Annotated in this window: 8 protein-coding genes; 3 read left to right on the forward strand and 5 right to left on the reverse strand. The window is 70.9% G+C overall.

The window, feature by feature from the left end:
* Positions 1 to 17 precede the first annotated feature (17 nt).
* Both hrpA and ADL15_RS25555 read right to left on the reverse strand, forming a co-directional pair.
* Positions 18 to 3,950 carry an ATP-dependent RNA helicase HrpA gene (gene hrpA, locus ADL15_RS25550; protein ID WP_067696261.1) on the reverse strand — a complete coding sequence of 1,311 codons (3,933 nt, stop codon included), beginning with the start codon at positions 3,948 to 3,950 and terminating at the stop codon, positions 18 to 20.
* 64 nt (positions 3,951 to 4,014) lie between these two features.
* On the reverse strand, positions 4,015 to 5,112 hold the full coding sequence (locus ADL15_RS25555; RefSeq protein ID WP_067696264.1) for an LCP family protein: 1,098 nt from the start codon (positions 5,110 to 5,112) through the stop codon (positions 4,015 to 4,017).
* Between the two features lie 163 nt (positions 5,113 to 5,275).
* Between ADL15_RS25555 and ADL15_RS25560 the strand changes: the two genes are divergently transcribed.
* Positions 5,276 to 5,656: a response regulator gene (locus ADL15_RS25560; RefSeq protein WP_083971723.1), complete on the forward strand. Its 381-nt coding sequence runs from the start codon at positions 5,276 to 5,278 to the stop codon at positions 5,654 to 5,656.
* 25 nt (positions 5,657 to 5,681) lie between these two features.
* Here ADL15_RS25560 and ADL15_RS25565 read toward each other — a convergent pair whose 3' ends face one another.
* Both ADL15_RS25565 and gsmA read right to left on the reverse strand, forming a co-directional pair.
* Positions 5,682 to 8,015, reverse strand: a complete 2,334-nt coding sequence (locus tag ADL15_RS25565; protein ID WP_232344327.1) for an ATP-binding protein — start codon at positions 8,013 to 8,015, stop codon at positions 5,682 to 5,684.
* A gap of 78 nt (positions 8,016 to 8,093) precedes the next feature.
* Positions 8,094 to 9,236, reverse strand: coding sequence for a sporangiospore maturation cell wall hydrolase GsmA (gene gsmA, locus ADL15_RS25570; protein WP_067696271.1), 1,143 nt, complete (start codon positions 9,234 to 9,236; stop codon positions 8,094 to 8,096).
* Between the two features lie 197 nt (positions 9,237 to 9,433).
* Here gsmA and ADL15_RS25575 point away from each other — a divergent pair, with 197 nt between their 5' ends.
* Both ADL15_RS25575 and ADL15_RS25580 read left to right on the forward strand, forming a co-directional pair.
* Positions 9,434 to 10,360: a phosphatase PAP2 family protein gene (locus tag ADL15_RS25575; protein ID WP_067696534.1), complete on the forward strand. Its 927-nt coding sequence runs from the start codon at positions 9,434 to 9,436 to the stop codon at positions 10,358 to 10,360.
* Entirely contained in the window at positions 10,357 to 11,022 is a 666-nt protein-coding gene (locus tag ADL15_RS25580; RefSeq protein WP_232344328.1) for a general stress protein, read from the forward strand. The genes ADL15_RS25575 and ADL15_RS25580 overlap by 4 nt, the downstream gene beginning before the upstream one ends.
* A 1,217-nt stretch (positions 11,023 to 12,239) precedes the next feature.
* Here the strand turns inward: ADL15_RS25580 and ADL15_RS25585 are convergent.
* The gene (locus tag ADL15_RS25585) at positions 12,240 to 13,028 is read right to left on the reverse strand and encodes an RNA polymerase sigma factor SigF (protein WP_067696275.1); all 789 of its coding nucleotides are present in this window, start codon (positions 13,026 to 13,028) and stop codon (positions 12,240 to 12,242) included.
* Positions 13,029 to 13,213 lie beyond the last annotated feature (185 nt).

Below are 13,213 nucleotides of genomic sequence, written 5' to 3' on the forward strand. Positions count from 1 at the left end.
TGAACGACCCGCCGAGGCTAGAGCGGCAGCGCGTCCATGGCCTTGAATATGCGCTTGTCAGAGACCGGGTACGCGGTCCCCAGCGCCTGCGCGAAGAAGTTGATCCGCAACTCCTCGAGCATCCAGCGGATCTCCCGCAACCCCTCCGAGGCCGGCCCGCCGACCGGCGCCTCGGCCTTCAGCTCGCGGTACTCCGTCTCGATCTCGTGGAACTGCGTGGTCAGCTGCCGGTCCCGCCCGGCGCCGGCCGCGAGCCGGTCCAGCCGGTGCACGATGCCGCGCAGGTACCGCGGCAGGTGGTGCAGCTGACGCCACCCGGTCTCGGTCACGAACCCCTGGTAGACGAGCCCCTTGAGCTGGCCACGGATGTCGGCGAGCGCGGGCAGCAGCGCCGGGTCCTTGACGACCCGCAGGCGCTGCTCCACGTCGTACGCGGAGGAGAGCACGGCCTGGACCTGGGTGACCACGTTGGCCACCGCGTCGACGAGGTCCTCCCGGACCGTGTCGCGCAGTGACGCGAACTCGACCGACGACCAGACCGGCCCGCCGGCGTCCGCGACCAGCTTGTCCACCGCCGCGCCGGCGCAGTCGTCGAGCAGGTCGGCGATCGACCGGTACGGGTTCGACCGGGACAGCTCCAGCTTCGCCCGGTTGTCCAGCCGGCCCTGCAGGAACCGGGCGGCCGGCGGCAGCGTGAGCAGCAGCAACCGCCGGGTGCCGGCCCGCATCGCGACCTGCTGCTCGGCCTCGGTCTCGAACACCTTGACGCCGATGCTGGCGCCCTCGTCGACCAGGGCCGGCCAGACGTTGACCTGGTAGCCGCCGCGGGTCTGCGCGACCCGGCGCGGCAGGGCGCCGAAGTCGTTCGTGGTGATCCCGGTGCGTTCCAGGTTGCCGGCCGCGCGGGAGATGGTGGCCTGCACCTTGGGCGCCAGCTGGCGCCGGAGCACCTCGATGTCGCGGCCCTCGGCGACCACCTCGCCGTGCTCGTTGATCACCCGGAAGTTCATCCGCAGGTGATCCGGGACCTGGTCGGGGCGCCAGGCGTCGCGGGGCACCACGGTGCCGGTGAGCCGGCGCAGCTCGGCGCCGATCGCGTCGGGCAGCGGGCCGCGCCGCACCGGTGCCCGGTCGAGGGCCGCCTCGGCCCAGTCCGGCACCGGGACGAAGCTGGTGCGCAGCGCCTTGGGCAGGGCCCGGATCAGCGCGACGACCACGTCCTTGCGGAACCCGGGCACCGACCAGCCGAAGTCGTCCGCGTCGATCTTGTTGATCAGGTCGAGCGGCACCTTCACGGTGACGCCGTCGGCGTGCGAGGTCGGCTCGAACTCGTAGATCAGCGGCAGTTTGACGCCCGCCGACATCCAGGCGTCCGGGAACGCGTTCGGGTCGACGGTGTCGCGGCCCGCGTTGACCACGTCATCGCGGGTGAAATGCAAGAACTGCGGATTGTCGTGCTTGGCCTTTTTCCACCAGCCGTCGAAATGGCGGGAGGACACTACGTCAGCCGGGATGCGCGCGTCATAGAGCGCATAAACCGTCTCGTCGTCGACGGCGATGTCCCGGCGTCGCGCGCGGTTCTCGATCTCGGTGATCTGCTTCAGCAGGCGCTGGTTGGCAGCGAAGAACGGGTGGTGCGTCTCCCAGTCGCCCTCGACCAGGGCGTGCCTGATGAACAGGTCACGGGCCGCCTCCGGGTCGACCTTTCCGTAACCGACGCGGCGGCGCGGGATGATCGGCAGGCCGTACAGGGTGACCTTCTCGAACGCCATCACGGCGCCCAGCCTGCGGTCCCAGTGCGGTTCACTGTAGGAATGTTTGACCAGGTGAGGGGCGAGTTTTTCGGCCCACTCCGGCTCGATCCGGGCGTTCACCCGGCCCCACAGGCGGCTGGTCTCGACCAGCTCGGCCGACATCACCCAGCGTGGCTGCTTCTTGAACAACGCCGAGCCCGGGAAGATCGCGAACTTCGCGCCGCGGGCGCCCAGGTATTCACGTTTGTCGGTGTCCTTGAGCCCGAGGTGGCTGAGCAGACCCGCGAGGAGGGCGGTGTGCACCGGTTGCGGCGCGACTCCGGCTTCCCAGTTCTCCTGGAAAGGCAGATCGAGGGTACGGACGACCTGCCGCAGCTGGGCATAGATGTCCTGCCATTCCCGGATCCGCAGGTAGTTCAGGAACTCCGACTTGCACATCCGGCGGAACTGGTTGCCGGAGAGCTCCTGCTGCTGCTCGCGCAGATAGCGCCACAGGTTGAGGTAGCTGAAGAAGTCCGATTCCTTGTCGGTGAACCGGGCGTGCTTCTCGTCGGCCTGCTGCTGCTTCTCGGCCGGCCGCTCCCGCGGGTCCTGCAGCGACAGCGCGGCCGCGATCACCATGACCTCGGCGACGCACTCCTGCTTACCGGCCTCGATCACCATCCGGGCCAGCCGCGGGTCGACCGGCAGCTGGGCCAGCTGGCGGCCCATCGGGGTGAGCTTGCGGTCCTCGAGCGCGCCCAGCTCCTCCAGCAGCTTCACGCCGTCGTTGACGTTGCGCTTGTCCGGCGGGTCGATGAACGGGAACTTGGCCAGGTCACCGAGGCCCAGGTTGGTCATCTGCAGGATGACCGAGGCCAGGTTGGTCCGCAGGATCTCCGGCTCGGTGAACTCCGGGCGCCCGGCGAAGTCCTCCTCCGAGTACAGCCGGATGCAGATGCCGTCCGAGGTGCGCCCGCAGCGGCCCTTGCGCTGGTTCGCGCTGGCCTGCGAGACCGCCTCGATCGGCAGCCGCTGCACCTTGAGCCGGCTGGAGTACCGGCTGATCCGGGCGGTGCCCGGGTCGATCACGTAGCGGATGCCGGGCACCGTCAGCGAGGTCTCGGCGACGTTGGTGGCCAGCACGATCCGGCGGCCGGTGTGGCGTTCGAAGACCTTGTGCTGCTCGGCCGCGGAGAGCCGGCCGTAGAGCGGGACCACCTCGGTGTTGCGCAGGTTCTTCTTGTTCAGCGCCTCCGCGGCGTCCCGGATGTCGCGCTCGCCGGAGAGGAAGACCAGGATGTCGCCGTCGGCCGGCAGCTCGTCGACGGCCGCGCTGATCCCCTCGAGCTGGTCGATCGGCTCCTCGCGCAGCTCCTCGTCGTCGAGCACGGTCGTGGTGACCAGCGGGCGGTACCGGACCTCGACCGGGAACGTGCGCCCGGACACCTCGATCACCGGCGCCGGTTTCCCGTTCGCGTCGGCGAAGTGCTCGGCGAACCGCTGCGTCTCGATGGTCGCCGAGGTGATCACGAGCTTGAGGTCGGGCCGCTTCGGGAGCAGCTCACGCAGGTAGCCCAGGATGAAGTCGATGTTGAGGCTGCGCTCGTGGGCCTCGTCGATGATCAGCGTGTCGTACCGCCAGAGCATCCGGTCGGTCTGGATCTCGGCCAGCAGGATGCCGTCGGTCATCACCTTGACCAGGGTGTCCTCACTCACCTGGTCGGTGAACCGGACCTTGTAACCGACCGTCTTGCCGAGCGGCCGGTCGAGCTCCTCGGCGATCCGCTCGGCGACGGTCCGGGCCGCGATCCGGCGCGGCTGGGTGTGCCCGATCTGACCGCGGACGCCCCGGCCCAGCTCCAGACAGATCTTGGGGATCTGGGTGGTCTTGCCGGAGCCGGTCTCGCCGGCCACGACCACCACCTGGTGGTCGCGGATCGCCGCGGCGATGTCGTCCTTGCGGGCGCTGACCGGCAGCAGCGGCGGATAGGTGATCGGGGGCACGCCGGCGATCCGGCTGGCCAGGCGCGACTGCGCCCGGTCCACCTCGGCGGCGATCTCGGCGATCGCCGCGGACCGGGCGGTGTCCTCGCGGATCCGCCTGGTCCCGTCGAGGCGGCGCCGGAGCCGGTGTTCGTCACGGGGCAGGAGCTGGGAGATCCGGTCGCGGAGCTCGTGCGTGGGAGCCGGAGCGGGAGGAGGCGTTATCGACATGGCGCGACAAGAATAGGCGGATCCGCAGCGGAACGCCTGGTGATTAACGCCGCCCTCGGCCCGGTCAGTTGCTTGCCGTGCTGTCCGGGTTCGCCAGCAGCCACTGATCGATGGTGTCGTTCTTGATCGCGGCGAACATCGCGGTCGAGGCGTCGTAGTCGAGATCCACCGCGGAGCCGGCCGGCGTCTTGAGGTTCGACGAGGCGTACGGCACGGTCGCGAACGTGATGTTCGCCGGGCGGATGTCGCGCACCGCCAGGGTCAGGTCACGCAGGTCGAGGTTCTCGTCGACGGTCAGCGAGTCGGCCGCGATGCCGAGCAGCGAGTCCAGGGCGAGCGGCTTGAACAGCATGTTGTTCTTGGCCACCTTGGCGATCACCGCCTTGACCACGAGCTGCTGGTTGCGGATCCGGCCGAAGTCGCCGCCGGGCACGTTGTAGCGCTGCCGCATGAACTCCTCGGCGACGTCACCGTCCATGTCGTGGCAGCCCTGCTTCCACTCCCGGGCCGAGAACGTGGACTTCACGTCGTACGGGACGCAGACGTTGACCCCGTCCACCGCGTCGACCAGGTCCACGATGCTGGCGAAGTTCGCGATCATCGCGCCGTCCAGCGGGACGCCGGTGAGCTTGCGTACGGTGGCGGCGGTGAGCGCCGCCCCGCCGAACGCGAACGCCGCGTTGATCTTGTTCTTGCCGCCCTTCCAGCTCCCGCCGGCCGGCACGTCGACGTAGCTGTCCCGCGGGATCGAGACGATCGTCGCCTTGTCCCGGCTCTTGGCGATGTGCACCAGCATGATGGTGTCCGACCGTTCGCCGATCGGGCTGGTCCCGCCGGGCTCGGTGGCCCGCGAGTCGGAGCCGAGCATCAGCAGGTTCAGCGCGCCGGAATCCCAGTTCTCCTTGCTCTGCTCGGCCTCCCCGGCCGGGACGGACGGCAGCAGCGCGGCCCGGTCCACCTTGCCGGAGTACCGGCTGACCAGCAGGTACCCGCCACCGACCACGCCGGAGACGGCGACCACCAGCAGCACCGAGAGCACGATCAGGGCTTTCTGCCATCCCGGCCGTCGCCGGAAGCGCCCCTTTCGTCCGGTCGGGGTCTCGGTGGCCGGCTCGGCGGTCGCGTCGGGCGCGGTACCGGGATCCTGATGATCTGAATTCACCCGCCTCACTGTCGGGGCGGCGGGCCCGCCGGTCAAGCCGGAGGCCTCCCCCGTTCAGCCCTTTCGCACCGGCCGAGGCGGCCGGTGACATCCCGTTTCCCCGGGGCGCCCTGGATCGATATCCCGGATGACGGGATACCGAGTAACCGAATCGAGGTCGAGGGTGATCGTTGTCGCAGAGGACCACGACGACATCCGGTACGTGCTCAAACGCTCCCTGGAGCGGGCCGGGCACCGGGTGGTGGTGGCCGCGGACGGAGCGGCGGCCCTGGAGGCGATCCGGGAGCATCGGCCGGATCTGGTGGTCACCGACGTCGACATGCCGCAGATGACCGGGCTGGACCTGTGCCGGGCGATCCGGGCGGACGACGACCTGCGGCACATCCCGGTGGTGGTGGCCAGCGGGTCGCTGATGCCCGGGGACAAGCAAGCCAGCGACGCGGGTGCGTCGGCGACACTGCTCAAGCCGTTCGTGCCGGCGCAGCTGCTGGCCCTGGTGGCGGCGCTGCTGCCGCAGACCGCCAAGGACGGTGTCAGCGGATAGGGATGCCGGTCAGCCCTGGTGCCGGTCAGTCCTGTTGCTGATGGTCGGGCACCGGGGCGTGCAGGCGGGCCGCCGCCGGGTCGTGCGACGACGGCGCGGCGGACGGCAGCGCGCCCATCCCGGGCAGCCGGCTGTCCAGGATCGCGGCCCGCTCGGCCAGGGCCCGGTCCAGCGCGGCGCGGACCTCGGCGTCCTCGTCCCCGACGGGTTCGGCCGGAATGTGGTTCATCGTGTCGTCCTCTCCGACGGCCGCGGCCGGCAGGGTGAAGTGGAAGCGGGTGCCCCCGCCGGGGTTGTCCTCGACGCCGATCTCGCCGCCGTGCCGGTCCACGATCCGCTGGCAGATGGCCAGGCCCAGGCCGGTGCCGGCGTAGGCGGCCGACCCCTGCGCCCGGTGGAACGACTCAAAGATCCGGGCCTTGTCCGGGTCCGGGATGCCGATCCCGGCGTCACTGACCTCGATCCGCGCCCAGCCCGGCGCCGCCACGCCGGACGTGACGGTCGCGCGCGGCACGGCGCCCGGCCGGACGTACTTGAAGGCGTTGCCGATCAGGTTGTCCAGCACGTGCCGGAGCATCGCCGGGTCGGCCCGGACCGCGGGCAGCGGCTCGACCGACCACTCGGGTTCCGGCCCGCTGCCGCGCAGCGCCGCGGCCCGCTCCTGCAGCACCTCCCGGATCAGCGGCTCCAGCGCGACGTCGCCGATCCGCAGCGGCGCGTCCCGCGCGGTGCTGTACGCCAGCAGCGTCTCGATCAGCGTGTCCATCCGGTCCACCGACCGGATGATCCGGCTCAGCGAGTACTGCAGCTCCTGCTCGTCACCGTGATCCTCGATGGCCAGCTCGCAGTGCCCGCGCACGATGGCCAGGGGTGCCTTCAGGTCGTGCGCCACCACGCCCGCGAAGATCGCCAGGTCCTTCTCGTACCGGCGCAGGTCGGTGATGTCCCGGGAGACCGCGACCGCGCCGCGCAGCCCGGCGCTCGGGTCCAGCGGCCGCCCGTCGACGCTGAGCAGCACCCCGTCCGGGCGCCCGGCGTTGCGGATGAACACCTCGACCCCGTCGGTCTGCTCGCCGTGCAGCGCCCGGATCAGCGGCATCTCCTCCAGCGGCATCGGGGTGACCCCGTCCGCCCGGTACGCGCCGTAGTGCTCCTGCCAGGTCTCCGGGTGGCCGCCGATGTCGCCCACGCCCATCAGCCGCCTGGCCGCCGGGTTCTCCAGCAGCAAACGGCCGTCGCCGTCGACGACGCTGACCCCGTCACCGAGGGTCGTCATGATCGCGCCGAGCAGCCCGGCCTGCCGGCGGCTCTCCACCTCGGCGGCGCGCAGCTCGGCGGTGGCCTGCTCGACCCGGGCGCGGGCCCGGGCCCGGCCGGTGGCCAGCACCAGGACCAGCCAGCCCAGCAGGCCGGTGAGGATCAGCCCGCCGGTCAGCACGATGGCCGGCAACCGGCTACCGGCGCCGGGCAGCCGTGCCGAGTCGGCGCGCAGGCCGAGCTCCCAGACGTGGTCGGCGACCGGGACCGGATCCACCCGGCTCAGGTCCGGATCGCCGGGGACGCTCAGCCGGGCCACCTCGGCGCGGCTGCCGTCGTTGTTGACCGCGACCAGGCTGCCGTCCAGCTGGCCCTGGCTGACCGTGTCCAGCACCCCGGCCAGGAAGTCGCCGCCGCGCAGGCCGAGGACCACCCAGCCGCGGAACACCGGGGCGTTGGCCCGGGTCCAGACCGGCGCGGCGAAGACGAACGACTGCTGCTGCCGGCCCGCGGGCAGGCCGCGGTCACGGACCAGGACGTACGTGTCGGAGACCGTGGGGCGCATGGTCTGCTCGGCGGCCCGCAGCGCGGCGGCCGGCTGGGGCACCCCGCCCAAATCGGTTCCGGTCCGGCCGGCGCCGTCCTGCTCGTTCAGCATCCGGGTGAAGACCGGGAAGTAGTGGTCGTCGCGCCCGGGCTCGGGACGCAGGGTCAGGTCGCTGGCGCCGGCCGCGCGCCAGTGCGCCTGGGCGGCCGGGATCTGCGCGGTGGTGACCGGCACGACGTACGCGACGGCGACCGCCCCGATCAGCCCGGCGGACGCCAGCGGCGCACTGGCCAGGTCGAAGTCCGCCCAGTTCAGCTCGTCACCGGCGGCGATCCCGGCGGCCGTGGTCGCGAGCAGGGTGCGGTACCGGTCGGTCTCGGCGCGGACCGCGGCGAGGGCCATCTGCGCGCGCTGGTCCATCACCCGCTGGCTGCCGTCGTGTTGCGCGGAGCGCAGCCCGGCCACCACGAACAGGGTGGCGAGCACACCGCCGAGCACGACGGCGGCCGCCAGCGCCGGGCCGGTCCACCGGCTCCGGACCCGTCCCGCGGTCACCCCTCGCTCCACCATGAGGAGCGTAAGCCGCAAAACGCCCCCATCGGCCTGACTTCGGCCAATGGGGGCGCGGCGGGGCTATTTCCAGGTGTCGTACTGATAAAGGTTGTAGGTCGCCATGATCCCGGTGACCTTGGTGTAGTAGTTCGGGTCGGTGGCGTAGCCGGCCTTCCACACCTGCCAGATGAAGTTGTTGGCGTCCTTGGTGTAGACGAACGCCGGGGTGTACCGCTTGTTGACCTTCAGGAAGTTGCCGTGGTCGCGGAACGAGTGGGTCATGCTCGCGTAGGTCCGGAACGCGTCCGCGGTGGCGAAGCACTTGCCGGTCTTGTCGCACTCGGTGGTCTGGTAGACGTGGCAGCCGCTGGCGATCGTCCCGTACCCGCCGCTCTGGCACTTGATCCCGAAGTAGTTCTTGTCGACCGAGGCCAGCCCGCTCCGGCCCCAGCCGGACTCCAGCACGGCCTGGGCGATGGTGACCGACGGCGGGACGCCGTACTGGCGCCAGCCGAGCTGCGCGCCGGGCACCGCCGCCGCGATGAACTGGGCCGGCGTCAGGGCCGGTGCGGTGGTGGCGGGCGTGGTGGCGGGTGCGGTCGCGCAGGCCTTCAGGGTGGCGGCGACGACGTACGCGTGCGACACGTACATCCCGTCGGTCAACCGGTCCCACTGGGTCGTGGTCCGGACGGTCCCCCGCACCGAGGTGCCGGGCACGGCGCAGACCAGCTGCACCGCCGCCCCGTTCAGCACCTTGCGCACCGAGGCGCCCTGCGTCGACGGCGCGGTACGCACGTTCACGCCGCCGTCGGCCGTCTTCACCCTGGCCAGGACGTACCCCGGATCCTGGGTCCTGGGTTTGGTCTTGACCTTCTCGGCGGCCGGCGTCCCGGAACACGACGGGATGCTCCGCGCGCTGGTGATGTACGAGTGCGACACGTAGTACCCGCTGCTCAGCCTGTCCCAGGCGGTCGTGGTGCGCAGCTTGCCGCGCACGTTCTGGCCGGTGACCGAGCAGACCACGGTGATCTTCTGGCCGTCGTGCAGGGTGCCCTTCACCGCAGACGCCAGCGACGGCGTGGCCCGCACCTTGAGCTGGCTGTTCACGTCGACCACGGCGGAGACGCCGGCTGCCTGCGCGGCCGACGGGGCAGCGCCCAGCCCGGCCCCGGCGGCGAGCACCAGCAGCGCGCCGGTGAGCAGTCGTCGGGAGCTGTGCCTCATGAAGATGGTCCCCTTCGGTCCGGATGTCGTCGTTCGTCTACGAAGATCCGGTCCGGGTGGTGCGTAGCAAGAGCGCAACAGGGTGCGAGTAGGTTGCTGTGACCGGTGAGGCGGATGTGACCCGCGACGCGCTTGAAAACCGGCGCTTCGGGGAAAGCCCGTGACCACATCCGAGCGTTGATGATCAAGGAGTGGCGATGACTGTGGTCGCACCACGTCAGGCACGCGGCGACACCACGGCCCCGAGCGGCAGCTCGACCACCCCGAGCCGGTGGCACGCCATATCGCCGCTGCTCGTCGCCCTGCTCGCGGCGGGCGGCGCCGCGCTGATGTACGAGGTGTTCATCCGTACCGGCCTGGGCCAGACCGTGGACACCAACGCGATGCGCGGCGGCGACGTGCACCACGAGCAGTTCACCGAGGTGCTCAGCCGTACGCTCAACGCCACCCAGCTGGTCGTCCTCGGCGTGGTCTGCCTGATCGCGGTCATCGTCGGTGCGCTGCGCCGGCGGTTCGACCTCGCGATCGGCGTGGTCCTGCTGGTGATCTCCGCGAACATCGCGGTGCAGCAGCTCAAATCGCACCTGGGCCGCCCCGACCTGGACGGCTCGGGGATGTCCAACTCGTTCCCCAGCGGGCACACCGCGGCCGCCGCGTCGGTCGCCTTCATCCTGATCATGGCGTTCCCGCGGGCACTGCGCGGCGCGATGGGCCTGCTCGGCGCCACCTACGTCACGATCGTCGCGGTCGCGACGGTCTGGGCCGAGTGGCACCGCCCCAGCGACACCATCGCGGCCCTGCTGATCGTGCTGGCCTGCGGCTCGCTGATCATCTGGGTGATCCGGCTGCGCCGCTTCGGCAACCCGCGCGCCTCGTTCACCCCGGCCCGGGTGGCCACCCTGCCGCTCACCCTGGTCGGCGCCATCTCCACCGCGGCCGCCCTCTTCGGGCTGGCCACGCTGGCCGTGTCCGAACGCGTCATGCCGGACCTGGTGTCCGGCCGGTTCGCGTTCCTGACCGGCGTGGCGGGCATCGTCGCCGCCGTCGCCGGAACGTTCTATTTCTGGGTCCGGCTCACCGCGGGTGACCCGCTACCCGGACCCGTCGAGGGAGGCACCACATGACCAGCCCCACACCCGCTTCTGACGGCACCGCCGGCCCCGCTTCCGGCCCCGTTTCTGATGGCACCTCCGCACCGGCCACCGGCACCCCGCCGATCGTCGACGAGCCGGCCGCCGCCGCACCGGGCACCTCCGCCGGCACGGTCCCGCCCGGCCCGGCCGGCGTGCCGCTGCTGCCCGCGCAGACCCCCGGCCGGAAGGGCCACACCGGCCCCACCGTGGTCGTCGGCACCTACGCCGACTACCCGCTCGCCCAGCAGGCCGTCGACCACCTCTCGGACAACAAGTTCCCGGTCGAGCGCACCTCGATCGTCGGCACCGACCTGCGCCTGGTCGAGACGGTCCTGGGCCGGCTCACCACCGCCCGGGCCGCGGCGGCCGGCGCGGCCAGCGGCGCCTGGTTCGGCCTGTTCATCGGCGTCCTGTTCGGCCTGTTCAGCGATTCGAACTGGTTCGCGGTCATCCTCACCACGGTCATCGTCGGCGGCGTCTGGGGCGCGATCTTCGGCGCCATCGCCCACGCCGCCACCGGAGGCCGCCGCGACTTCAGCTCCCGCAGCTCCCTGCAGGCCGCGCAGTATGCGGTCATCGCCGACGCCGAGGTGGCCGACGAGGCCCGCGCCCTGCTGGTCCGCCTGAACTGGAAGGCCAGCGGCGCGGAGTAAGCCGCCGAGACAAGATCAAATTCAAGAACGGGATGTCGTGCGTCCGCCGGGGTGCGGACCGCCGCTCCCGCCGGGACCCCTGCGGGCTCCGCAGGCCGCGGGCGCGGCCAGAACGCGAAGCCCTCCGGGGCGACGCCCGCGGGTGGTCACGGAAAACCCCTGGTGGTGGGGGTGCGGCGAAAAGCGCTGCGTCCACAGTCCGGCACCATCCACAGGACACCACCCCGCCCCTCCCCTCCCCCACCACACTGTCTGTGGGGGAGCCCCCAGGGAGGGGCGGGCTCTGCGTCTGGGCCAAGATCGCCACAGCCGGGGCCGGCTCCACCCGCCCCAAGCGAGGGCGCACCCCGTGAGCGTGTGAAGTTACGGCGCGCTCCGCACCCAAACTCCCCACACAACGGCCGAAACCACCAACCGTGTGAAGTTGAGGTGCGCAGCGCACCCAAACTCCCCACACAACCGCTGAAACCGCCGACCGTGTGAAGTTAAGGTGCGCAGCGCACCCAAACTCCCCACACAACCGCCGAAACCACCGACCGTGTGAAGTTCAGGCTCGGAGCCGACACGACCACGACCACCGCGACTCACCCAGCGGGTCGAATGACTGCGGAAGCCCCCAACACCGCTACAAGAGCCAGCCACAACCGCCCGGCTGGTGCTCACGGCCGGCAAAACGGACTTGAGACACCCCTCAGCACCAGCCGAGACCGTCCGGCTGGTCCTCAGGGCTGTCAAAACGGACCCGAGACACCCCTCCACGCCAGCCGAGACCGTCCGGCTGGTGCTGAGGGGTGTCAAAACGGACTTGAGGCGACCCTGAGCACCAGCCGGGGACACCTGGCTGACGTCAGCCGAGGCTCGAGACGACCGTGGGGACCACAGCTGGGGAATGCCGCGCCGGGCCACGGGACGGCAACGCGGCGTATCCCGTACACAAGCTGCCCCCGATGACCTCGCACCGGACCCACCATCGGGACCGAGCACCCACCCAGGACCACGACCGGCGCAGCGAACCGTCACCGGCAGACTCCGGCGCCCAGCAAGCCGCCCAGCAAGCCGCCCGCAGCCACCCACTGCCAGCAACCAGCCGGCGAAACACCAACCGGCGAGACACCAGCCGGCCGAGCAGCAACCGGCCGAGCAGCAACCGCGGCAACGCCGGAAAACCACGAGCACAAGCGGTGCGGAGACAAACCCCCGCACCGCTCAACGACCGGTCAGAGCTCGTTCGCCAGCTGACTGCGCAGCTTGCCGAGCGCCTTGGTCAGCAACCGCGACACGTGCATCTGGGAGATGCCGATCTGGTCGGCGATCTGCGACTGGGTCAGGTTGCCGTAGAACCGCAGGGTCAGGATCTTCTGCTCGCGCTCGTCCAGGGACGCCAGCGCCGGCCCGAGGGCGACCCGGGTCTCGGCGAGTTCGTACTCGTGGTCCTCGCCGCCGAGGGTGTCGCCCAGCTCGGTGCTGCCGTCGGCGCTGATCGGGGTGGAGAGGCTGGTGGCGTTGTAGGCGCGGGCGCCTTCCAGGCCTTCCAGCACGTCGTCCTCACTGATGCCGAGGTGGCGGGCGATGTCCGGGACCAGCGGGGAACGGCCCAGCTTGTGGGTGAGCGTGGCGTTGGCCTCGGTGATCGCGAGGCGGAGCTCCTGCAGGCGGCGCGGGACCCGGACCGACCAGGTGCGGTCGCGGAAGTGCCGCTTGATCTCGCCGATGATGGTCGGGATCGCGTAGCCGGCGAAGTCGACGCCGCGCTCCGGGTCGAATTTGTCGACCGCTTTGATGAGGCCGACGGTGGCGGTCTGCACCAGGTCGTCGGTGGGCTCACCGCGGCCTGAGTACCGGTTGGACAGATGCCGGGCGAGAGGCAACCACGCCTCGATCGCCCGGTCCCGCAGCCGGGCGCGGGCCCGGCCGGCCGGCGCGACGGCCATCGCGGCCAGCAATTCGGTGGCGGTCGCCTCGGGTGAGAGGTGCGCCGGCGGGGTATACGGCTCGGTGACTGTCATGGGTGGTCCTCCATCAGCGGGCAGAGAGCCGTGCCCGCACGCGGCGACCGTTCTGAAAGTGCAGTGCCTCTGAGACGCAACGCTAGCCGACAAGCCTAGGCCTGCCTAGCCGAAAGTATGAGTGACATTACGTGAATGCGGGATCTACAGAGCGGATTCATCCTAGGGAGTCACCCGCTCTTCCG

This window comes from Actinoplanes awajinensis subsp. mycoplanecinus, assembly GCF_001509495.1.
In the GTDB taxonomy this organism is placed as follows: Bacteria; Actinomycetota; Actinomycetes; order Mycobacteriales; family Micromonosporaceae; genus Actinoplanes; species Actinoplanes palleronii.